The sequence below is a fragment of the Mariniphaga sp. genome (assembly GCF_041687215.1).
Classification (GTDB): domain Bacteria; phylum Bacteroidota; class Bacteroidia; order Bacteroidales; family Prolixibacteraceae; genus Mariniphaga.
The window spans coordinates 1-23,822 of record NZ_JAWLCI010000011.1 but is presented as its reverse complement, the minus strand read 5'-3'; the positions used below and the strand labels follow the sequence as shown (position 1 = coordinate 23,822).

Below are 23,822 nucleotides of genomic sequence, written 5' to 3'. Positions count from 1 at the left end.
TTCCGGCTATTTTTTTCTGTTTTGAGCAAAATTAATTAAAACACCTAACTTTGCAACAATTTTATAATGATGTGAAATTATTTTCACGCCGCAAAATTAAACAAATAACTTTCATTCAGGCAATTTGTTGTATTGCATTAGAAATTTTTAACAAACGGCAGAAAGATTTATGATGAAACGAACTTCAAAAGAAATAAGAAATGCTTTCCTTGATTTTTTCAAAGAAAAAGAACATCAGATAGTTCAATCGGCGCCAATGGTGGTAAAAGGAGACCCAACTCTCATGTTTACCAACGCCGGAATGAACCAGTTCAAAGACCAGTTTTTGGGAAATGAGCCTGTAAAATGGCCACGTGTTGCTGATACGCAGAAATGCCTGCGTGTTTCTGGAAAACACAACGATTTGGAAGAAGTTGGACTCGACACTTACCATCACACTATGTTCGAAATGCTGGGCAACTGGTCGTTTGGCGACTATTTTAAAAAAGAGGCCATTGACTGGGCCTGGGAATTTTTGGTTGACAGAATGGGTTTACCGGCAGACAGACTTTATGCAACCGTTTTTGAAGGAAGCAGCGATGATAATCTGCAACGCGACAACGAAGCGGCTGGTTATTGGGAAAATCATTTACCTAAAGAACGTATTTTGGATGGCAGTAAAAAAGACAATTTTTGGGAAATGGGCGACACCGGACCATGCGGCCCCTGCTCTGAAATCCATATTGATATACGTCCTGAAAATGAACGTGAAAAAATACCGGGACAGGAATTGGTGAATAAAGATCATCCACTTGTAATTGAAATCTGGAACCTGGTATTTATTCAATTTAACCGGAAAGCCGATGGCAGCCTGCAGGAATTGCCGGCCAAACATGTAGATACGGGTATGGGATTCGAACGGTTATGTATGGCATTGCAGAGCGTTACGTCCAATTACGATACAGATATTTTTCAGAACATCATTGCTGAAATTGAAAACCTGAGCAGCATAAAATACGGCGCTGAAGAAAAAACCGACATCGCCATGCGTGTAATTGCAGATCACCTGCGGGCTGTGGCATTTGCCATTGCCGACGGACAATTGCCTTCGAACAACAAAGCCGGTTATGTAATACGCCGGATATTGCGCCGGGCAGTTCGTTACGGTTATACATTCCTCAATTTCAGGGAACCTTTCATTTTTCGCCTGAGCGAAGTACTAAAAAAAACAATGGGAGATGCGTTTCCTGAACTGGCAGCACAGCAGCAACTCATTGAAAAGGTGATGAAGGAAGAAGAAGAGTCTTTCCTGCGTACGCTTTCAACCGGAATTAAATTGCTGGACGAAATGATTTTCAAAACCAAACAGGAAAAAAAATCACAAATATCTGGAAATGATGCTTTTGTTTTATACGACACTTATGGTTTTCCTCTCGACCTGACCGCCCTTATTGCTCGTGAAAACGGATTGAATGTTGACGAAACCGGTTTTACAAAAGCAATGGAAGAACAAAAAAACCGGTCGCGCAATGCAGCTCAACTGGAAACCGGAGACTGGGTTGAAATCAGAAAAATTGAGCAGACAAAATTCTTAGGGTACGATTCCACAGAGGCCGAAATTCGCATTGCGCGTTACAGAAAAGTTTCCCAGAAAAAGAAATCCTTTTACCAACTGGTATTTGATCAAACTCCTTTTTACGGTGAATCTGGAGGACAGGTTGGCGACTCTGGGTACATTGAACAGGATGGCGTTAAAATAACTATTTTCGATACGCAGAAAGAAAATAACCTCATCGTTCATCTAACAGAAAAATTACCCGAAAATCCTGAAGAACCTTTTCTGGCAGTGGTAAACCAGGAAAAGCGCCGGGAAACAGCAAATAACCACACAGCAACTCACCTACTTCATGCTGCTTTACGCGAAGTTCTTGGTACGCATGTGGAACAAAAAGGTTCATTGGTAAACTCCGACCACCTTCGGTTCGACTTTTCTCATTTCCAGAAAATGACTGATGAAGAAATTGAACAAGTTGAGTCTCTGGTGAACGAAAAAATCAGGGCCAACACTTCGCGCGAGGAAAACCGGGAAATGTCTATGCAAAAAGCTCAGGAATTAGGCGCCATGATGCTTTTTGGCGAAAAATATGGAGAGTCGGTTCGGGTCATCAAATTTGGTGAATCCGTTGAGTTGTGTGGTGGAACCCATGTAGATGCCACCGGGCAAATCGGGCTGTTCAAAATTGTATCTGAAAGTGCTATAGCTGCCGGAGTGCGCCGAATTGAAGCCATTACAGGAAAACGAGCTGAAAAATATGTAAATGACCAGATTAATACCCTGAAAAACATTCGGGAAACGGTAAAAGGTTCCAAAGATATTTTAGCCGGTGTAATGAACTTGTTAAGGGAAAACACCGAACTATCGAAAAAAATTGAAGCATTTGGCCGCGAACGGTTAAAAATTCTGAAAGGCAATCTAAAAAGTAAAGTTTTGAAGGAAAATGGCATAAACATTATTGCCGACCGTGTGGATATTGACAATGCAGCGATGTTGAAAGACCTGGCGTTTCAGTTGAAAAATGAGGTGGAAAATCTGTACCTGGTTTTAGGTGCCGACATTGACGGAAAGCCAAACCTAACTGTAATGATTTCAGAAGATTTGGTAAATGAAAAAGGACTGAATGCCGGCAAAATAGTGCGAGAGGCCGGACGAGAAATAAAAGGCGGCGGTGGTGGTCAGTCATTTTATGCCACTGCCGGTGGCAAGGATGTTTCAGGAATTCAGGCTGCCATTGAAAAGGCGCTCAGTTTTATCAATTAAACTAATAATTATCAACAATTGTTAATAACACAGGTTGATACAAGGTGAATACAAACCGTTTAAAATATTTGGTTTGAATGGTGGTTTTCCCCTACATTTGAACTTACCAGGTGAGCGATAAAAGGCAGCTCCAAAAATGTGGAAACGGGGAACGTTTCTTAGTTGAAACCGGAACCATTTTTCCCCTCCTTCGGGAGGGCATATCAGAGGAGCCGAAGTTTGAACCAGGGAGTCTGGAAACCAAAGGTTCATTCAATCAACTGGAAGAGAACCAGACGTTCTTTCAAGATTGAGTCTTCGGGCAGGAGGCCGCCAACCGAAAGGAAAGCAGCAAAAAACTTCGGTTTTTTGAAAGCCCAAACTGCATGGCACCAAACGGGTCAAACCGCAAAATGCTTATTGCCAACGACAAATTTCTTCGGAAAATTGTCGAAAGCACTGAATGACACTTCGTCCGGGAAGGCATCCGGAAAGCCAAACGGACTGCTCAAAAGTTTTACCGTAAAAAGTAAAGCCGGAGAGTAAAGGGCAAAAAAATCATCTGCAAAGATGATTTCGAAGCCGGCCACAATAACCGTAGCCTGGCGCTGAGGAAAACTTCGGTTGACCTAAGTGAATGGGAGCTATTCGTAACAGAGTAGTTCCCATTTGTGTTTTAAAGAGGCTTGAAAAATAGAGCATTGATTTGGGTCAAATTAATCAGAAAATTCAGCTAATCGCAATCCTCTTAAAAGCAACACTTTTACATATTTTTTATCCTCAAATGCAACTAAAAAAAATTCGATTATTTCCTCATCTTAAACCGTTCAGAAAGTTTTGAAGAAAGGCCGGAAATTTTTTTAAACCAGAAATGACAGTCTTGAATGGGTATTTTTTTTAACTTGTAGCTGATAATATTATCCGGTTTAATAAATTATATCAAATTGTTATGAATAAGGAATCATGTACTTTTAAGACTGAAAGAAATTATTCTTTGGGAATTATAAAGGTGTCGAAGAAAAAAATGAGTTTGTTTTTATCTGCGATTTTCTTTTTTGTTTTTCTGATTGGGGAATTAAATGCCCAGCTACTTGATGTGCCCTACGTTCCTACTCCTGAGAGTGTGGTTGAAAAAATGCTCGAAATGGCCCAGGTTGGGCCGGGCGATTATGTTATTGATTTGGGTTCGGGCGACGGGCGCATTGTAATTGCTGCTGCAAAACGCGGTGCTTACGGGCATGGCATTGACCTGGATCCGCGAAGAATTAAGGAGGCGCGGGAAAATGCTAAAAAAGCAGGTGTTGAGGACAAAGTGATTTTTATTGAAGGAAATATATTTGATGCTGATTTCAGCCGGGCCAGTGTCGTTACCATGTATCTTCTTAACTCGGTAAACATTCAGTTGCGCCCTCATTTGCTTAAAAATCTGAAACCCGCTTCGCGACTGGTTTCGCACGATTTTGACATGGGAAACTGGAAGCCTGATCAGTTTTTCAGGGAAGAAACCAGTGACATTTATTTTTGGGTGATACCCGCACAAATTCAAGGCCAGTGGGCATGGAAAATTGACGGAAAATCGTTTTCCATGACTGCCAGCCAGGAATTTCAGGAAATTGATTTGCAAATGAAAGATGGAAATAGTATATTGCCAGTAACAAATAACCTGCTTAAAGGCGACAGAATTAGTTTTACTGCTGCAAACCATTCTTCAGGTGAAAAGTACATCTACAGCGGCAGAGTTGAAGGCAAACAAATAACCGGGATAGTTCAAATTCACGGGAAAAATGAATCAGTTATAAAAGACTGGAATGCAACTTTGCAGTAATTACAATATTCCGGCAGGGGTAAAAGCTCTTGTTTTTTTCTGAAAAAAAAGCCGGTACATTGCTGCACCGGCCATTTTCTGTTCTGAAATCCGTATGGATATTTTTGGTTTTTATTCTTCAACTTTGGAAAAGTCCATGGCTGCCAAACGTTTATATGAATTATGCCTCCATTTTGCATTTTCTTCAGCAGCATTAAATAATTCGTCGGCTTCTGCCGGGAACGATTTTTTCAGTGAAGTATAACGCACTTCGCCATTCAGGAAGCCCTGGAATTTGCTCCAGTCGGGTTCTTTTGAGTCGAGTTGGAACGGATTTTTACCTTCGTTTTCCAACAGCGGGTTGTAACGGAAAAGCGACCAGTAGCCCGATTCAACAGCCCTCTTTTCTTCATCCTGCGTATTGCCCATTCCTGCTCTCAGCCCGTGGCTGATACAAGGAGAGTAAGCAATGATGATGGATGGTCCCGGGTATGATTCGGCCTCGCGCAACGCTTTCAGGTACTGCGACTGGTTAGCACCCATGGCAACTTGAGCTACATATACGTAACCGTAAGTCATCATCATGGCACCCAAATCTTTTTTTCGGATTTTTTTACCCGAAGCAGCAAATTTTGCCACGGCACCAACCGGTGTGGCTTTCGATGACTGGCCCCCGGTATTGGAGTAAACTTCGGTATCCATAACCAAAACATTTACATCTTCGCCGCTGGCCATTACATGGTCCAAACCTCCGTAACCAATATCATAAGCCCAGCCGTCGCCGCCAAACACCCAAATTGATTTTTTCACCAGGTATTGTTTCAGTTGGGTAATAACTTTGGCGTAATCACTGTCGCTATTGGCAATGGCATCCAATACTTTAGCAGAAGCTTCTGCAGAACCGTCGCCATCATTTTTATTGTCGAGCCAAAGCTGGAATGCTTCTTTTTCAGCATCCGAAGCTCCGTTTGACAATGCACTTCTCATGATGTCTTCCAACCGGTTGCGCTGAGCGTTAACTCCTTCCGAAAATCCAAATCCGTATTCGGCATTGTCTTCGAAAAGTGAATTTGCCCAGGCAGGTCCGTGACCCGAGTCTTTGTTTTTGCAATACGGAGTTGATGGTGCAGAACCTCCGTAAATGGATGAACATCCGGTGGCATTGGCCACCATCATGCGTTCGCCATAAAGCTGGGTAATGAGTTTAACGTATGGCGTTTCGCCACAACCTGCACAAGCGCCTGAGAATTCAAACAGCGGTTGCGCAAACTGCGAGTTTTTCACCGATTTGGTTTTGTCCACCACTTTTTCTTTCAAAGAAATATCATTCACCAGGTAATCCCAACGCTTAATTTCATCTTGCTGAGAGTCAAGTGATTTCATAATTAACGATTTTTCTTTTGAAGGACAAACTTCAACACAGTTACCGCAGCCGGTGCAATCGAGTACACTTACCTGAATCCGGAAACTCATTCCGTTAAACATTTTGGATGGCGTGGCAACACGTGTTTCTGTTCCTTCCGGTGCTTTTTCCACTTCTTCATCTGTTAACAGGAAGGGGCGGATGGCAGCATGCGGACAAACATAAGAACACTGATTACATTGAATACAGTTTTCGGCCTGCCACTCGGGCACACTCACTGCAATGCCTCGTTTTTCGTATGCCGCAGTTCCCAGCGGGAAAGTTCCGTCTTCAGCACCCACGAATGTAGATACAGGTAGATCGTCTCCTCTTTGGCCGTTAATTGCATCAACAACTTTAACAATATATTCCGGACGATCTGATGTTCCGTTGGTGTCTTTCACTTCAATGTTTTTCCATTCGGACGGAATGGCAACTTTGTGAACATTTTTTCCACCGGCTTCAACAGCGGCAAAGTTCATATTAACTACCTTTTCACCTTTTTTACCGTATGATTTTACAATGGCTTTTTTCATTTCATCCACTGCCATTTCATAAGGAATTACTCCGGTAATTTTAAAGAAGGCAGACTGCATTATGGTGTTGGTACGTGTTCCCAAACCAATATCTTCGCCCAACTGGGTTCCGTTAATAATATAAAATTTGATTTCGTTTTCTGCCAGGTATTTTTTCATACCATCGGGTAAACGACGCTTGGTTTCCTCTTCGTCCCAAATGGAGTTAAGCAGGAATGAACCACCTTTTTTCAGTCCTTTAAGCACATCGTACAGATGAAGATAGGCCGGAACATGGCAGGCTACAAAATCGGGGGTGGTTACCAAATAGGTTGAACGGATTGGCTTGTCGCCAAAACGCAAATGCGAGCAGGTAAAACCGCCCGATTTTTTCGAGTCGTATTGGAAATATCCCTGACAGAATTTGTCGGTTGCATCGCCAATAATTTTTATGGAGTTTTTGTTGGCGCCCACTGTTCCGTCAGATCCCAAACCGTAAAATTTAGCCTGGTATGTTCCTTTGGGTGTAATGTCTATTTCTTCTTTCAGGGGAAGTGATTTAAAGGTCACATCATCCACTATACCAATAGTAAAATCATTTTTCGGTTCATTCATTTCAAGGTTTTCGTAAACCGAAAGAATTTGAGATGGTGTGGTATCTTTTGATCCCAAACCATAACGACCGCCAACAATTATGGGCGCATTTTCTTTTCCGTAGAAATAAGATTTAAAGTCGAGGTAAAGTGGTTCACCACCAGCTCCGGGTTCCTTGGCACGATCGAGCACTGCAATACGTTTTACCGTTTTTGGCAGCGCCTGTAAAAAATGTTTAACTGAAAATGGCCGGAAAAGATGAACAGCAATCATCCCTACCTTTTTCCCCTGAGAAGCTAAATGATCAATAGTTTCTTTAATGGTTTCAGTAACTGAGCCCATGGCAATAATGATGTTCTCAGCTTCAGGATCACCATAATAATCGAACAGGTTGTATTCACGTCCGGTTAGTTTGGAAATTTCTTTCATATATCCTTCTACAATGTCAGGTACTGCATCGTAAAACCTGTTTGAAGATTCTTTTGCCTGGAAGAAAATATCAGGATTCTGAGCTGTTCCACGGGTTACCGGGTTTTCCGGATTCAGGGCACGGTTACGAAATTCCTGCAATGCCTCCTGATCCACAAGCGGAATCATATCTTCCATTTGTAGTGCTTCAACTTTTTGAACTTCGTGAGAAGTACGGAAACCATCGAAAAATGCGAGGAACGGAACTCTTGATTTAAGTGTAGCCAAATGTGCAACACCGGCCAAATCCATTTCTTCCTGCACCGATCCTGAAGCAAGCATTGCAAATCCTGTTTGACGGGCAGCATAAATATCGCTGTGGTCGCCAAATATAGAAAGGGCATGTCCGGCAATGGCACGGGCGCTTACATGAAAAACTGTAGGAAGCAATTCACCTGCAATTTTGTACATATTCGGAATCATCAGCAGTAAACCTTGCGATGCAGTGTAGGTGGTGGCCAATGCACCCGATTGAAGTGCACCATGAACCGCTCCGGCTGCACCTCCTTCGCTCTGCATTTCAGCCAGGCGAATCGGGCGTCCAAACATGTTTTTTTTGCCAAAAGCTGCCCATTCATCAACATATTCGGCCATGGTTGACGAAGGCGTAATAGGGTAAATACAAGCAACTTCACTAAACATGTAGCTCATGTAAGCTGCAGCGTAGTTCCCGTCACACGTGATAAATTTTTTTTGTTTTGCCATTATTTTTCTCCTTTGTTTCAAAAAATTAATATTTCGTATTGAATTGTTTCTAATATAAAAAACCAAAAAGCCAGAGGGGAATTTTGTTTTTGCTTCCGGTTTCAATCATATCAGCCGCAGCGTATTGCCCCTTTCCCGGTTCTGTTTTATGGCCTCCAACTATAAAATTCCAGGTTTGGTTTACCAAAAAATTGCCATTTACTGAACTGTTAATTGGCTTAACGTAACCTACCTGATTGTAAAAGAACGTATGCCTAAGATTTTCCTTTTCAGTATTTTCGGGTGCAATGGCATATAAAAGATTTGTATTCTGCATATACACTTTGTCAGGCTTTTTCAACTCGTTTTCACCTCCGTTTGCATAAAGCAACTGAATAAGCCGCGCATTTTTAAGATAGCGAAGGTAATTCATAACCGTTGCACGCGATGTTTTTATATCAGCCGCCAATTTACTCACATTTGGCGAAAAAGGTGTTTCTGAAGCTATGATATGCAACAGCTTTCTGAGTTTTGGCAAATATTTTAATTCAATTTGGTTGATATAAGGTACATCTATTTCCAAAGCCAGGTTAATATGTTTAAGCAGGCGGTTGGAATAAAAATTCGGATTGTCAATAAAATAAGGGTAAATACCCATTTTAAGGTATTCACCAAAGTAGGCGAGTGGCCTTACTTTGGAAACAATTTCGCCGGCAATTTCAACGTGGTGGTTTAATACATCAGTTAATGAATAAACCGGAAAATTGTTTTGTGTGCTGTAATTTAAGTATTCTCTGAATGACAGTCCTTCCAAATGGTTGACTTTAACAATCCCCTTCAGGTCCGGATTGTCTTCGGTGATACGCAATACAGGCGATGAAGTAAAAATAATTTTCAGACCAGGAAGCCTCTCGTAGCATTGCCTGAGTTCTTTTGACCAGTTTTGGTATTTTTGAATTTGATCGAGCAAAAGAATTTTTCCGCCGCGTTTTACAAATTCATCGGCAAATGAAATTATTGTTCGCTGGGTAAAGTAAAAGTTGTTCAGATTAACATACAAAACTGAATTATCATTCGGATATTTCTGTTTCAGGTAGTCGAGCAAAAAAGTAGTTTTGCCCACACCCCTTATTCCTTTAATACAAATAAGACGGTCTGACCAGTCAATGGTTTTTTGCAACTCCCTCCGAAACGTTGGATGGGTGCTTTCCAGCAAGGTTCTATGTGTATTTTGAAAATATTCCAAGATGTAATTTTCTTGCAAAAATAACAGTTTTTGCCTGAAATTGTAATGTGAAGATGTCAGTAAAAAAGAATTTGTGTAATTTAGATTTGATAAAAATAAAAAAGCAGGTTTTTGGCCTGCTTCCTTTAGTTGTATGTAATGTTAAATCTTTAGCCGTCGTTCATCGATGCCAGAAATTCTGCAATTGAATTGGAACGCATGAGCCTTGTTCTCATAAATTCCATTGCTTCCAGTGAATTCATGTCGCCAAGGTAATGGCGCAATACCCAAAGTCTGTCGAGAAGTTCTTTTTTGATAAGCAAATCTTCGCGGCGAGTACTTGATGCAGGAATATCTACTGAAGGGAAAATTCGTTTGTTCGAGAGTTTCCGGTCGAGTTGTAATTCCATGTTGCCGGTTCCTTTAAATTCTTCAAAAATAACGTCATCCATTTTCGAACCGGTATCGGTAAGTGCTGTGGCCAAAATGGTGAGCGAACCACCTTCTTCAATGTTTCGCGCTGCTCCGAAAAATCTTTTGGGTTTGTGCAGTGCATTTGCATCAACACCACCGGAAAGAACTTTACCTGAAGCTGGCTGCACAGTATTGTATGCGCGTGCTAAACGTGTAATGGAATCGAGTAGAATAACCACATCGTGTCCGCATTCAACCAGTCGTTTTGCTTTTTCCAAAACAATATTGGCAACTTTAACATGTTTGTCGGCCGGTTCATCAAAGGTTGAGGCAACTACTTCTGCATTAACGCTTCGTGCCATGTCTGTTACTTCTTCCGGGCGCTCATCAATAAGTAAAACTATCATGTAAACTTCCGGGTTGTTGGCTGCAATGGCATTCGCAATTTCTTTCAGTAAAACGGTTTTACCGGTTTTGGGTTGTGCCACAATTAATCCGCGCTGGCCTTTTCCAATGGGGGCAAACATATCAACCACCCTTGTGGAAATGTTATCGTGTCCGTTTCCTGTTAGTTCAAATTTTTCTTCGGGGAAAAGCGGTGTCAGGTGGTCGAACGGTACCCGGTCGCGAATGTATTGCGGACTTCTGCCGTTAATTTCCAATACTTTAATAAGCGGAAAATATTTTTCCCCCTCTTTTGGTGGCCTGATGGTACCGGTAACTGTATCACCGGTTTTTAACCCAAACAGTTTTATTTGCGATTGCGAAACATAAACATCATCGGGTGAGTTCAGGTAATTGAAATCTGATGAACGAAGAAATCCGTAACCATCCTGCAATATTTCCAAAACCCCGGTATTGGTTACTATTCCGTCAAACTCGTAAAATTTGCTGTTACTACTTTTGCCTGAAGATTGATTCCCGTTTTGTTGTTTATTCTGATAAGGTTTCTGCTCTTTATATTCTTTTTTGTGGAATTTTTTCTTTTCCTGTTCTTTATTGTTCTGTTGAACATTTTCTTCCTCAGCAGGCTTTTGTTCAGGTTGTTCAGCTTTTTTAATTACCGGTTTTTGATTCTCTTTTTTCTCCTCCTGGTGTTTAACCACGGGTGATTCAGTCTTCTCTTTTTCGGGAGGTTGAGCTTGCTGGTTTTTTGGTTTATCGTCGGTTTTTGAATTTTTCGACTTTTCGCTGTACCCTTTAATAATGGCTTTTATCTGGTCCTGTCGGGTTTCAATCGAATCATCACTATTATCCGATTTTTTATCCTTCGCCTCAATACGCTGGGTATTGGTTACCGGTTCAGCTCTGTCCCGGCGTGGTCTCCTGCCGCGACGTGCATCTTTGTCTTTTTGACTCTCACTATCCTTCGGAGTATCTTGTTTTTTTCGCAAAAAATTCTTGAATGTCGAACGTTCTTCCTTTTTCTGATCGGGTTGATCTTTCGGATTATTCTTTTTTACATTTTTTTCTGCTTCCTGAATGGCTTGCGTATCAAGAATCTTATATATCAGATCCTGTTTTTTGTAAGATTCTACGCGTTTGATGTTTAGTCCCTTTGCAATATCGCGCAATTCAGGGACGAGTTTTTTATTCAATTCTAAAATGTCGTACATTGTATAAATGTTATTATTCTCTTATCCTGATTAAAACTTATTTTGATAATCTATTTGGAACAAATAAAATGGAGACGAGAAATTGTTGAAATTCGGCTGCAAGTATAACAAATACTTACCACATTCCAAAAATTACAAATCTTTTTTTAATTCATATCCGGTTTTTATGCAACTAATTTAATATTAGAACGTTTATGTCTTTCAATTTTGTTTTGGAAACTGGCAATTTAGTTTCGTCAGGTTATTAACTAACGTTTTTTACGATTACCCTGAATAAAAGTTTTGATTTTTAAAGTAAGATTTATTTTAAAACGGATAAAAAGTGAATTTGTTTTACTTTTCAGAACCTGATATTGTATTTCAATTTTAACCGCAGGGCACTTTCATCCATAAAAAACGGGCTAACGGTTCTTAAGAACAGTGTATTCCAGGCGATTATTATTTCATTCCCGGGTTTTAAAATCCATTGAAAACGCGATTGCCAGCCTGCGTTTTTACTGGCATTGTCGTATTGTACAAAATTATATAACGTGATATCGGGGCTAACCAAAATGTTGGCGTTCAACTGGTAAATGTTTGCAGTGAAATTTCCATCCGGAAGTTCAACATGATTTTGAATAAAAGACCCGCCAAGAAAAAAAGGTACAGCCACTTTCCAGTTGGCTTTCATAATAATGTCTTCGCGTGTACCGTGATAAAACTGGCCAAAACCGTAAGTCGCTTCTCCCCAAATATTTCGGGCACCCTTGGTTTTAAGTTCAATTTCGTGGCGCCACCATTCGTAACCTTTTTGCTCAATGCTTATATCCTGGAAAATATTAAAATCAGCATACAGAAATTCATATTGATTAATTATTGAATAGCTGATTTCCTCTCCTGAAAAGAACCGGATTCCCAGTGGTTTTAGGTTTATTTCACGGGATTCGCGATTTTTGTTTTCCAGATTTTGAATATAATTAAACGTTGCACCAAACTGAAGTTGCATAATTCCCCATTTACCGGGCCGGGGGCCAAATTCCAGTTCGCCGTAACTTTCTTTAATATTGGTGCGGGGCACAAACCCCATTCCGGCAATAAAATTTTTCCCTATTTGATGATGTCCCAACCGGGCATTTACCAAATCATTAGGATACGAAAACTGAGCGCCCCAGGCTCCATTGTCTCCTTCCATATTTCTGGTATTCGATTTTAAACCAAACAGCGCGAGTGTAATATTTTTATTTCCCTGAAAGGTGGAAGTGGAAAGTTTCATATCGGCGCCGGCCAACATGTTGGTTGAATCGGCCAGTGCATTTCCATGTGTACCAATTAAACCAATTGCTGATTGTTTCCCAAGATTATGGGAAATACGCATTACCGAAAAGTTCTGGTTGCCAACTTGCCGTTCGTCGTTCATGTGCAACATGCCAATATTCCAGTTTTTATGTTGCCCTGCAAGTTTTGCACCATAATTAATAGGAATGGGCAGGCCGTTTTCATCGAGTCCCATTCTGCGCGAAAAAAATGGAATAAGCCGTTTTGATGCAGGGCTGTTATCATCACCTTCAATTCCAAACTGAAAATAATTGGCGCCATTTAAAAAGAAGTCCCGTTTTTCAGGAAAATGAAGGCTGAACCGGGTGAGATTAATCTGGCGGTCATCCACTTCGGTTTCGGCAAAGTCGGTATTTATGGTAAGCGACGAGCGCAGACTGGGTGTAATCTGGTAAAAAAGATCGACTCCTCCGGTAAGTTTGGGATCATTCTTTTCCCCTTTTTTTGTATCGAGGCCTGTAACAAGGTAAGGTGAAATATCGAGCCCAATTCCCTGGGTAATATCTTTTATTTCGTCTAAAACGGCAGCGTCGGAAACCTGAAATTTATGTGTGTTCAGGTTGGCCTCGGGCCAGTAAGATGATTCGATATTGCTCACAATATGCCGGATGTATTTAATCCCCCATTTTGTGTTCGATTTGTCGAACCCCATGGATTTAAACGGTATAGCCACCTCGGCTTCCCAACCGTAATCTTTTATACTGGCTTTGCCTGTCCATAATCCGTCCCATTCTTTATTAAATACTGCCCCGTTCTCACTAATAAGTGCATCGCCAATGGAACCGCGCGGGCCAATCTGAAACCAGTAACCATTACGTTTGTCGAGGTAAGTATCTAAAATAATCTGAATCCTGTCGTCGTTTCCCAAGCTCACATCGCGGGCCATTTCTTTTGCAGTAATCTTTTTGGGATCGTCCCAGCATTTAACAGCAAAATAAATGTTGTGCTCGTCGTAACAAACCAGAAATTCAGTTTTTTTGGAAACCGGCGCCCCTAAATTGGGTTCGCGCTGGTAAAAATCGCTCACAACAAATGCTTCGTCCCAAACTTCCTCCATCACATTTCCGTCGATGTGGGGAGGGGTATCAATTCTTACAGCCTGAATTACAGGTTGCGCTAATACAATTTGGAAGGATATTAATAAGATCCATGACAGGAAAAACCTTGTTTTCAAAAGCGTTGGTTTTTTAAAATGAAGGGGCTAAAATAATAAAAACAAGCTATTTTTCACCAACCATTCTGATTACAGATGCAGATCCCTGGTGAAATTTTCCTTCATCCAAAATTATTTCTGCTTCTTCCAACTCCAATTTCGACAAGAGTTTAAAATCATTTTGAATTTCTTCTTCAGAAAAAAGCATTTCAACAGTTCTGGGACCCCCGGAACTAAATTGCAATTGTTTTTTCGAAAAACCTTCAAGAATTATGGTGCCTCCGGGCTTTAAAAATGAAAGCAACCTGTTATGAAAATAATTTCTTTCGAAAGGATGAAAATGAGCAAATATTAATACGATGCAATCAAAAAAATCCGAAGGATATTCTGCAGTTTCTATATCGTTCAATTCGTATTTAATCCCAACGGCATGATCTTTAGCCAGCAAATAAGCTTTCTTTCTGGCTTCAATGCTGCTGTCAAATGCATAAACATCCCAACCCAACCTGGCTGCATAAACCGCATTTCTTCCTTCTCCTTCGGCGGGAAAAAGAATTTTACCCGGTGATAAGTTGGCGATTTGGGTTTTGAAAAAAACGTTGGGTTTTGTACCGTAAACATATTCCTTCAATGTGTATCGTTCGTTCCAAAATTCGCTCATATTGTGTTCTTTTATGAAAATTCAAACAAAATGGTGGCGAATAAGTTTAAAAATGAAATTAAAGTGATATTCTTATACCCTGATTTTCTGCGTTTTATTGATAGATTACATTTTTATTTGGTATTGCAGTAACCTGAAAAGGTTTCTTTTTTATTTTTGCAGAAACGTAAAACGATGAGAATAGAAATTGAAAGACCCGACCAGGAGGAACTTGAAGAGGCTGGCGTTTTTGGTTGGCCGGTCTGGGAGCACGATGAGGATAAATTCGACTGGTACTACGATAAAACAGAACACTGCTTCATTATTGAAGGCGAAGCGAACATCGTATCAGAGTTTGATGCGCTTACCATTAAACCCGGAGATTACCTGATTTTTCCGGCAGGTCTTGAATGTGTTTGGGATATTCAATCAAAAATTAAAAAACATTATACTTTTGAATAATTTTTCAGGTTATTGTTAAAATATCTCCCTCCTTTTTAACCGAATACGTTTTTAAGTTTGAATTTGCCGGGCCATTCACAACAGCTCCGGTAGAAGAAAAAACTGAACCATGGCATGGGCATGGCAACTGACTGTTTGCGTGATTGTATGTTACCGTGCAACCTTCATGCGTGCAAATTTTCGACAAGGCGATGTATGCATTTTCACCCGAGCGGATAACAATAATATTACCGGTGTATGCAAAGCCTCCAACATCTTTTAGGGCAGCAAAACTTGCATTATTTAAATCTACTTTTATCCCGTTGCCATTTTGGCCATTTTCTTCATCGTCCATAACATCATCGTTGCCGTCGCTGCAGGCATTGAAGAGCAATGGTGTGGTTAGCAAAATACTACCCCCGATTGCAAATTTCTGTATAAAATCTTTTCTTTCCATTTTAGTAATATTTAATTCTGAATTCACGAATAAGGTTAAAACCAAAAAACAATTTTCCATCACCCCAGTTTCCGTGGGTGGCTGTGTACAGTCCCTGGGTGAAAATTTGCTGAGAATTGGATAAAATTAGCTGAAACAGGTGGCCTCCTGTATTGATGTCAACTCCCAATGACAGGGGATTTGAACCCGGTAACTTATCCGTAAAAGGATAGAGGTACTCAATATTTGCAGAAACTTTGGACGAAATTCTCATTGAGCCTGCAAAACCGGCTGTAAATGTTGAAACGGCTTTTTCTTCAAAAAGCAAATATCCTGTTTTCAAATAACCGGGGGAAACCTGTAATCCAACAGGCCCCATAGTTTTGGCCAGCAGAAGTTGAATGTTACCCGAGAATTTTGAAGAAAAGTTGTTTTCATTATCAGGAAAATTGCGGAGTGTGGGTATTGAACCGGCAGCTACCAGGCCAATGGATAGCGGGAAAGTTTCTGTTTGTCCGGCAATTCTTCCTTTGGCATATACATCATACGTTTTTAAATAGGTACTTCGGCCAAAACCCACATTCAGATTTTTTCCAAGTCCGTATTCGAAACCCAACCGCATGGTCGCCTGGTCCAAACCAAAAAGCTCATACAAACCTCCGTCAATTTCTCCAAATCGGTGTTGAATATAAAGGCGTAATTCACCCTGATCGGCCAGGTTTACTGATTGCTCATTCACAAACCGGGTTCCCTGAAAAGCATGCTCTATGATTTTTACTTCCTCAGATTCATCTTGGGCACCTAAATTTAGCACAAACAAAAAATACAGCACTGAAAACAGGAATATCTTCATATCTGATTTTATTTTTTTATCAACTTCAATGTTTCCCGCAGGTTGTTTGTTTTTAATTCAACAAAATACACCCCACGTTTTAAATGCAGAACACTGAACTCAATTTTATTGTTCGAATGAATTGTTTCTATATGATTTAGTTTCCCCGTAATATCATAAATTGAAAGGGTGAAATCTCTTAAATTTTGTTGATTCATTTCAATTGAAACAATGTCAGTAGCCGGGTTTGGATACATTTTGAGCCGGTTCATACCTATTTCTGAAATGGAGGTGGTCTCAAAAATATCTGTAAAGTTGGTGTTGTGTGCAAATGTCAGTGTGGTATCGCCCGTTACGTTTTCAAGTTCGAGCCTCCAGGCATGGTCGGCAGGCGGCGCATCGTACATACCATTTCGGTTGTGGTCGGCATAAAAATCAACGTTATACGACATTCCGTTTTCAATTCCGTAAAAATGTACCATAAAATCAACTGATGCTGTCATTTCAATACTGTCAGTTAAATTTCCTGATTCCTGGTCAACCAGGCCTATCCAGAAATCTTGCCCCACATGCGGGTTCATCCCGGTGAAATGAACAGTCAGTCTGTTTTGCCACATAATATCTGTGAAGTCAGTATTGTGGGCAAAATTAAGCGTGGTGTCGCCCATCACATCGTCCAGATCGAGCCTCCATGCATGGTCGGTTGGTGGAGCGTCATACATTCCGTTTGAATTGTGGTCGGCAAAAAAATCGACGTTATACGACATTCCGTTTTCAATTCCGAAAATATGAACCATGAAATCAACATCGGCAGTGGTTTTAACACGGTCCACTTCCATTCCCGAAGTTTTATCGGTAACTGCCAGCCAAATGTCTTGCCCCACATGCGGGTTCATCCCCGTGAAATGAACAGTCAGTCTGTTTTGCCACATGATGTCCGTGAAGTCAGTATTGTGGGCAAAATTGAGCGTGGTGTCGCCCATCACATCGTCCAGATCGAGTCTCCACGCATGGTCGGTTGGTGGAGCGTCATACATTCCGTTTGAATTGTGGTCGGCATAAAAATCGACATTATAGGAATTTCCGTTTTCAATTCCGAAAACTTGCACCATAAATTCTGCTTCAGCAATAGTATCCAATCTTGAGATTTCCATCCCGGAATTCTTTTCAATTACTGCAAGCCGAAGGTTTTGTCCGATGTGTGGGTTCATGCCTGTAAAATGAATGGAAAGCATGTGTTTTTCACCATTATCGTCAGCTTCTTTTACTACTATTTCCCCAACCATTCCCAATCCTACATGCGGATCACACTGGTAATCGTATTCGCCGGCAATGGTAAAAACGTGACTGTAAGTCCAACCTGAGCCAGGATCGTTTCCAAAAGATTCAGGGTTTGAAGGATACGTTTCGGTAGTACCGTTTACATTGTGATAACCATCTGTGTTTCTCCATTCAACCGTATCGCCAGTATTTATTTCAAGTTCGTTGGGTGTGAATACATTTTGAGTTACTTCAACTATATGCTTCGATTGAGCAACCAGTTGAGAAAAGGTCAATAACATCAATGCGGAAATGATTATCCCATTCCGCAGGATTTGTTTTGAAAATGTAAAAATTGTTTTCATAGAATATTTTTTTAAAATGTTTTAAATAATAAATAAAGATATTAATATCCTTATTTTTTTGAAAAAAACCAGATGTCCGCTTAATCTTTTTGTTTAGCACAGGTTCTAATTCCAAATGGCCAGTAAACCGGACAAAAACTCGTTAAGCTTGTAAACAAAAAAATTACAGAAACTATAAGCAGCACTATTCCAACAGTTCCCTCAATAATTCCTGTAAAATATAAAACTGCAAAAGTCAGAGCAATTAAGGCCCTGATAATTCTGTCGGCAATCCCCATATTTCTTTTCATAATTGAAAAAAATTTATGATTTGTTTCAAAATTAGTCCTATTTGAACTAAAATGCTGTGACCACGGTCACTACCTTAAAACTTTTATCCCATCCTTGACCTGAATTACTTTTTTTTCGTGTTCGAGTTTTTTTAATACACGCGTTACAACTTCTCTTGCGGTTCCCAAATCATTGGCAATTTGCTGATGAGAGATTTTTAAAATGTTTTTTTGGGATATTTTTGACTTTGTTTTTAAATATTCGTGCAACCGTTTGTCCATTTTCTCGAATAGAACCTTATTAACCATTTCAATTAACTCGTTGTACCGGTTGTTGTATTGCTGAAAAAAGAGTGAGTTCAGCTCAGGGAATTCTTTCATCCAGACAAAAATTTTTTCAGTTGGAATTAAAAGTATTTTCGAGTCTTCTTCTGAAACGGCATAAGCTTTACTTGCACTATTTGATAGCGCCGCATTAAATGAAATAATACATGTTTCTCCCGGTTTAATATAGTAAAGTAAAAGTTCCTTATCTTCATGTCTTGTAAACACTTTAACTAACCCTTTAAGAACAATTGGAATTATATTAACAAATTGCCCCTCATGCATAAGTTCGGCATTCTGAGGAACTTCTTTTATCAGGGCAAATTTTTTTATTTCTTCCTGCAATCTGACAGAAAAATCAAGAGATGAAAATTGATCAGAATCTGGATTCATAAATAGGAATTTGATTTTTTAATTTCATCTAAACCGTTATAAAGGTAAGAAATTGGCTATAAAATTAAAAAAGAAAACATGTTTATACGTAGTCTTCAATTCAATTAAAATTAAATTTGTAATGGAATTGCAACTTTTTGATAAACATTAAAAATAATGCGTTGTTTTTCTTTACAATTATTGGATAATATTTAAATCAGCAATGGATAAATTTTCTTCGGTTGGAAATCAGGAACAGGAAACAATTAATGACCTGTATCAAACATATCTTGAAAACCCTGAATCACTGGATAAAAGCTGGCAACATTTTTTTGCCGGTTTTGAGCTGGCCCGCACAAATTACCCGGTTAAGCAAGCTTTAAATATGGCGGGTGATATTAACAAAGAATTTGCCATATTAGGTTTAATTCACGGATATCGCCAGCGGGGACATTTGTTTACCAAAACCAACCCGGTTAGGGCCCGGCGCAAATATGTGCCTACGCTTGATATAGAAAATTTCGGACTCAGTCAGGATGATCTGGAAACATCCTTTCAGGCTGGAAACGATATTGGTATTGGCCATGCAAAACTGAAAGATATTATTGAACACCTTGAAGCCACTTATTGTCGTTCAATTGGGGTTGAATATGTATATATGCGCAAACCCGAAGTGGTTCAGTGGCTGAAGGAAAAAATGGAAAGCAGCCGCAATTCGCAGGAGCTTTCTGAGGAAAAACGAAAGGATATTTTCTATCATTTGAAAATAGCTGTCGGTTTCGAAAGTTATATTCATAAAAAGTTTGTAGGTCAAAAACGGTTTTCACTTGAAGGTGCAGAAAGTCTGATTCCTGCACTCGATGCCGTTATTGAACGCGGAGCCGAACTGGGCATTGAAGAGTTTGTTTTGGGAATGGCGCACCGGGGCAGGCTAAACATATTAGCCAATATTCTTGAAAAACCCTACGAAGGTATTTTTAAGGAATTTTACGGAAAGGAATACGAGGAAGACATTTGGCATGGCGATGTAAAATACCATTTGGGTTATGAAAGTGAGGTACTTACCGATTTTGGAAAAAAGGTGAAACTGAAACTAATGCCTAACCCTTCACACCTCGAGGCGGTTGGTCCCATTGTTCAGGGAATGGTACGTGCACGCATCAATTCTGTGTATGACAGCGATTACAGTAAAGCGGCAGGAATCATTATCCATGGCGATGCAGCAGTGGCAGCTCAGGGTGTGGTTTACGAAACCATTCAAATGTCGCAGCTCGACGGTTACCGGACAGGTGGAACCATTCATTTGGTAATTAACAATCAGGTTGGTTTTACAACACCTTACATCGACGCCCGGTCAAGCACCTATTGTACCGATGTGGCCAAAGTAACACGTTCGCCCGTTTTTCATGTAAACGGCGATGATGTGGAGGCACTGGTTTTTACCATTACACTTGCCATGGAGTTCAGACAGAAATTCCAGACCGATGTATTTATCGATATTCTTTGTTACCGGAAATACGGACATAACGAAGGCGATGAACCCCGGTTTACACAACCCAATTTATACAAGGCGATTGAGAAACATCCGAATCCGCGTGATATTTATGCCGAAAAACTTGCAAAACTTGGGATATTGACCGAAGAGGACGCCAGAAAGGAAATAAAAGATTTCGACAAGTTTCTAGACGAAAAATACAAGGAATCTGAAAAAATTGATAAGCTGAAAATCCGGAAATTTCTCATCAACGAATACCAGTCGTATGAAATGCCCCAGAAATCGATGTTCGACCAGTCGGTGAAAACAGGTGTAAAAGCTGAAACGTTGTTTGTAATTGCAGAAAAAATAAACAGCCTTCCCAAAGATTTAACCTTCTTTAAAAAGGTTAACCGCATATTGTCCGACCGACGAATGATGATGCTCGACGACCGCCTCGACTGGGCCATGGCCGAACTCCTGGCCTACGGAACACTTGTAGCAGAAGGCCATCCGGTTCGGTTAAGCGGACAGGACACAGAACGAGGTACCTTTGCACATCGGCATGCTTCTTTTGTAATAGATGGAACAGATGAAAAATATTTTCCCTTGAAGCATGTGTCTGAAGACCAGGCTACTTTTCATGTCTATAATTCTCCCCTTTCGGAATATGCCGTTATGGGATTTGAGTACGGTTATGCCCTTGCCAAACCAAACGGGTTAACCATTTGGGAAGCTCAGTTTGGCGATTTCAATAACGTGGCTCAGGTGGTAATTGATCAATATATTACTTCCGCATTTGAAAAATGGGGAATGATGAATAACCTGGTTTTGCTTTTGCCACATGGTTTCGAGGGCCAGGGACCTGAACATTCAAGTGGCCGTATCGAGCGGTTTCTCGAATTGTCGGCCAACAACAACATTCAGGTTGTAGTGCCCACAACACCTTCCAATATGTTCCATCTGTTGCGCAGGCAGGTAAAAATGAAAATGAGGTTACCGCTTATCGTTTTCACACCAAAAAGTTTATTGCGTCATCCGCAGGTAATTTCAACAGTTGAAGACTTGGCTAAAGGTGTTTTCCAGGAAATTATTGACGATCCGATAGCTGATCCGGAAGTTGTTGAAAAAGTTGTGTTTACCTCGGGAAGGTTATATTATGATTTGGCAAAATATAAGTTGGAAAAAGGAATGTCGAATGTTGCCATTGTACGTATGGAGCAGATTTACCCCATTCCTAACAAACAGATCGACCAGATTCTGAAAAAATATAACACAACAAACCTGGTTTGGGCGCAGGATGAACCTGAAAATATGGGCGCATGGCCTTTCCTGAACCGGAAAATCAGTTGCCTGGGGTTAAAAGTAATTGCGCGAAATGAAAGTGCAAGTCCGGCTGTTGGGTTAATGGAAAAACACACGCAGGCCCTGGAAAAAATATTAAATTCAGTTTTTGAAGAAAAAGAAGTTGTTGCTACATAAAAAAACCAAAAATGATTGTAGAAGTTAAAGTTCCCAGCCCGGGAGAATCCATAACCGAAGTTGAAATAGGCACATGGCTTGTTGAAGACGGTACCTTGGTTCACAAAGATCAGGAAATTGCCGAAGTGGAATCGGACAAAGCTACGCTAACCATTGTGGCAGCCGAGGCTGGAAAAATTGCCATTAAATCGGCCGAAGGCGATACCGTTGAAGTGGGTGCCGTGGTGTGCACCATAGATACCAGCGTAAAGCCGGAAGAAAAACCCGAAGAAGAAAAACCGCAGAAAAAGGAGACTACGCTCGAATACGAAAAGGAAAATAAAAAGAAGAAGGAACCAGAATCTTTAGAAAAAGGGCCGGCGGTTCCTGAAAAAAAAGAGGAAAAAGTAGAAAAGATTTCAAAAGATTACGATCAGGTTAAAGTTACGCCTGTGGCCAAAGAACTGATGAAAGAACACGGCATTTCGGTTGACGATGTAATTAAAGGGTTGAAACGCCTGGGAAAAAAAGAAGTGGAGGCCGTCTTGAATGCACCGGCGGGAAGCAATGCCGCCTTCCCTCAAAAAGAAGCATCGCGCGAACTTGAGCGGAAGAAAATGACCTCGCTCCGCCGGAAACTCAGCGAACGACTGGTGGCTGTAAAAAATGAAACCGCCATGCTGACAACCTTCAACGAAATTGATATGAGTAACGTGATGGAGTTGCGCAAAAAATATCAGCAGCAGTTTGTGGAGAAACACGGCTTTAAACTGGGCTTCATGTCGTTTTTTACCAAAGCAGTGGCGCTGGCCATGGATTTTCATCCCATGGTAAATGCTCAGCTCGACGGCGATGAAATTGTTTCTCCAAAGTTTGTGGATGTGGGCATCGCGGTTTCCACACCCAAAGGATTAATGGTTCCCATTGTTCGAAATGCCGAAAGTAAATCCATTCCGCAGATTGAGCTGGAAATTAAAGACCTGGCCGAAAAAGCCCGAAACAAAAAAATATCGGTTGATGAACTGAGTGGTGGCACATTTACCATCACCAACGGCGGCGTTTTTGGTTCACTGCTTTCAACACCCATTATCAACCCGCCACAGTCGGCTATTCTGGGCATGCACAACATTCAGGAGCGGCCGGTTGCCGTAAACGGGCAGGTGGTCATCCGTCCCATGATGTACATTGCCTTGTCTTACGATCACCGCATCATCGATGGGAAAGACTCAGTCGGTTTTTTGGTAAAAGTGAAAGAGTTTATTGAAAATCCGGAACGTTTGTTGACCGGTGGAAAAGATGCCGGGAAAATGCTGCTTGGGATATAAGCGGCTTCACTTATAATTATAATATTCAGTATATTTGAACAAAAAAATGTTTGCAGTACGTGGTATATACGATGGAAAACGGGTGAAAATCATTGAACCGGTTAACAAGAATAAAAAGTACAGAGTAGTTGTCACTTTTCTTGAAGAGGTAACTGATGATGAACAGGAGATTCGTGATTTTTCATCCCGGACTGAAAGTTTTGATTTTTGGAAAAATACAGCAGAAGACATTTATCAGGACTACATACCTCAAAAAAGGGATAAGAAATGACAATCGGCGATATCATTTTGATTCCTTTTCCTTTTGCAGAATTCAATCAAAAAAAGGTTCGACCAGCAGCTGTTATTACAGAAACAGCAGATAGATATAAGGATGTTTTGGTATCTGCAATAAGTTCTGTAGTTTCTGCTAAAAAATCGCCCAGGGAATTTGTTGTTTTTCCGGGAGGATCAAATCAGCTTCGGGTTAAATCAGTGGTTAAAGCTGACAGAATTGTAACCGTTAAAAGAGAAGACATCATTGCTGAATTAGGAAGATTAACGGAATCTGAGTTAAAAACTTTGGGTGCAGTTCTCATATTACGCAGTTAATTTTGTATAATACCTTTCAGAAAATTCATTCCAAAATCCTTTCCACCTGTTGGATTTTACGACTGTT

The 23,822-nt window shown here is 40.6% G+C and carries 17 protein-coding genes; 7 read left to right on the top strand and 10 right to left on the bottom strand.

Features of this window, described 5'->3' with window-relative positions:
* Positions 1-172 precede the first annotated feature (172 nt).
* Positions 173-2,797 carry an alanine--tRNA ligase gene (gene alaS, locus ACESMA_RS06295; RefSeq protein ID WP_372947928.1) on the top strand — a complete coding sequence of 875 codons (2,625 nt, stop codon included), beginning with the start codon at positions 173-175 and terminating at the stop codon, positions 2,795-2,797.
* A gap of 1,003 nt (positions 2,798-3,800) precedes the next feature.
* A complete protein-coding gene (locus tag ACESMA_RS06290; protein ID WP_372947927.1) occupies positions 3,801-4,601 on the top strand; it encodes a class I SAM-dependent methyltransferase in 801 nt (266 codons plus the stop codon).
* A gap of 111 nt (positions 4,602-4,712) precedes the next feature.
* Here the strand turns inward: ACESMA_RS06290 and nifJ are convergent, their stop codons facing one another.
* The 5 genes from nifJ to ACESMA_RS06265 form a co-directional block, all read right to left on the bottom strand.
* Positions 4,713-8,264, bottom strand: coding sequence for a pyruvate:ferredoxin (flavodoxin) oxidoreductase (gene nifJ / locus ACESMA_RS06285; protein ID WP_372947926.1), 3,552 nt, complete (start codon positions 8,262-8,264; stop codon positions 4,713-4,715).
* 49 nt (positions 8,265-8,313) lie between these two features.
* Positions 8,314-9,489 carry an ATP-binding protein gene (locus tag ACESMA_RS06280; protein WP_372947925.1) on the bottom strand — a complete coding sequence of 392 codons (1,176 nt, stop codon included), beginning with the start codon at positions 9,487-9,489 and terminating at the stop codon, positions 8,314-8,316.
* 149 nt (positions 9,490-9,638) lie between these two features.
* Positions 9,639-11,498 (bottom strand): transcription termination factor Rho, encoded by a 1,860-nt coding sequence (gene rho, locus ACESMA_RS06275; protein WP_372947924.1) that lies wholly within the window; start codon positions 11,496-11,498, stop codon positions 9,639-9,641.
* Positions 11,499-11,838: 340 nt separating this feature from the next.
* Entirely contained in the window at positions 11,839-13,986 is a 2,148-nt protein-coding gene (locus ACESMA_RS06270) for a carbohydrate binding family 9 domain-containing protein (RefSeq protein ID WP_372947923.1), read from the bottom strand.
* A gap of 46 nt (positions 13,987-14,032) precedes the next feature.
* Positions 14,033-14,626, bottom strand: a complete 594-nt coding sequence (locus ACESMA_RS06265; protein WP_372947922.1) for a class I SAM-dependent methyltransferase — start codon at positions 14,624-14,626, stop codon at positions 14,033-14,035.
* Between the two features lie 174 nt (positions 14,627-14,800).
* On the opposite strand from ACESMA_RS06265, the gene ACESMA_RS06260 reads away from it, so the two are divergent.
* Positions 14,801-15,067 (top strand): cupin domain-containing protein, encoded by a 267-nt coding sequence (locus ACESMA_RS06260; RefSeq protein WP_372947921.1) that lies wholly within the window; start codon positions 14,801-14,803, stop codon positions 15,065-15,067.
* Between the two features lie 4 nt (positions 15,068-15,071).
* Here ACESMA_RS06260 and ACESMA_RS06255 read toward each other — a convergent pair whose 3' ends face one another.
* From ACESMA_RS06255 to ACESMA_RS06235, 5 genes are all read right to left on the bottom strand, one after another.
* Positions 15,072-15,503, bottom strand: a complete 432-nt coding sequence (locus ACESMA_RS06255) for a ubiquinol-cytochrome c reductase iron-sulfur subunit (protein ID WP_372947920.1) — start codon at positions 15,501-15,503, stop codon at positions 15,072-15,074.
* A 1-nt stretch (position 15,504) separates the two neighbouring features.
* Complete coding sequence (locus ACESMA_RS06250; RefSeq protein ID WP_372947919.1) at positions 15,505-16,335, bottom strand: DUF5777 family beta-barrel protein; 831 nt, start codon at positions 16,333-16,335, stop codon at positions 15,505-15,507.
* Between the two features lie 8 nt (positions 16,336-16,343).
* Entirely contained in the window at positions 16,344-17,939 is a 1,596-nt protein-coding gene (locus ACESMA_RS06245; RefSeq protein WP_372947918.1) for a T9SS type A sorting domain-containing protein, read from the bottom strand.
* Between the two features lie 80 nt (positions 17,940-18,019).
* Positions 18,020-18,217: a DUF2892 domain-containing protein gene (locus ACESMA_RS06240; RefSeq protein WP_372947990.1), complete on the bottom strand. Its 198-nt coding sequence runs from the start codon at positions 18,215-18,217 to the stop codon at positions 18,020-18,022.
* Positions 18,218-18,298: 81 nt separating this feature from the next.
* Positions 18,299-18,925, bottom strand: coding sequence for a Crp/Fnr family transcriptional regulator (locus ACESMA_RS06235; protein ID WP_372947917.1), 627 nt, complete (start codon positions 18,923-18,925; stop codon positions 18,299-18,301).
* A 202-nt stretch (positions 18,926-19,127) separates the two neighbouring features.
* Here ACESMA_RS06235 and ACESMA_RS06230 point away from each other — a divergent pair, with 202 nt between their 5' ends.
* The 4 genes from ACESMA_RS06230 to ACESMA_RS06215 are packed head-to-tail and all read left to right on the top strand — an operon-like array spanning position 19,128 to position 23,755.
* On the top strand, positions 19,128-21,860 hold the full coding sequence (locus ACESMA_RS06230) for a 2-oxoglutarate dehydrogenase E1 component (protein WP_372947916.1): 2,733 nt from the start codon (positions 19,128-19,130) through the stop codon (positions 21,858-21,860).
* 11 nt (positions 21,861-21,871) lie between these two features.
* A complete protein-coding gene (gene odhB, locus ACESMA_RS06225; RefSeq protein ID WP_372947915.1) occupies positions 21,872-23,164 on the top strand; it encodes a 2-oxoglutarate dehydrogenase complex dihydrolipoyllysine-residue succinyltransferase in 1,293 nt (430 codons plus the stop codon).
* A 46-nt stretch (positions 23,165-23,210) separates the two neighbouring features.
* Positions 23,211-23,435 (top strand): hypothetical protein, encoded by a 225-nt coding sequence (locus ACESMA_RS06220; protein ID WP_372947914.1) that lies wholly within the window; start codon positions 23,211-23,213, stop codon positions 23,433-23,435.
* The gene (locus ACESMA_RS06215; RefSeq protein ID WP_372947913.1) at positions 23,432-23,755 is read left to right on the top strand and encodes a type II toxin-antitoxin system PemK/MazF family toxin; all 324 of its coding nucleotides are present in this window, start codon (positions 23,432-23,434) and stop codon (positions 23,753-23,755) included. Before ACESMA_RS06220 ends, ACESMA_RS06215 begins: the two co-directional genes overlap by 4 nt.
* Positions 23,756-23,822 lie beyond the last annotated feature (67 nt).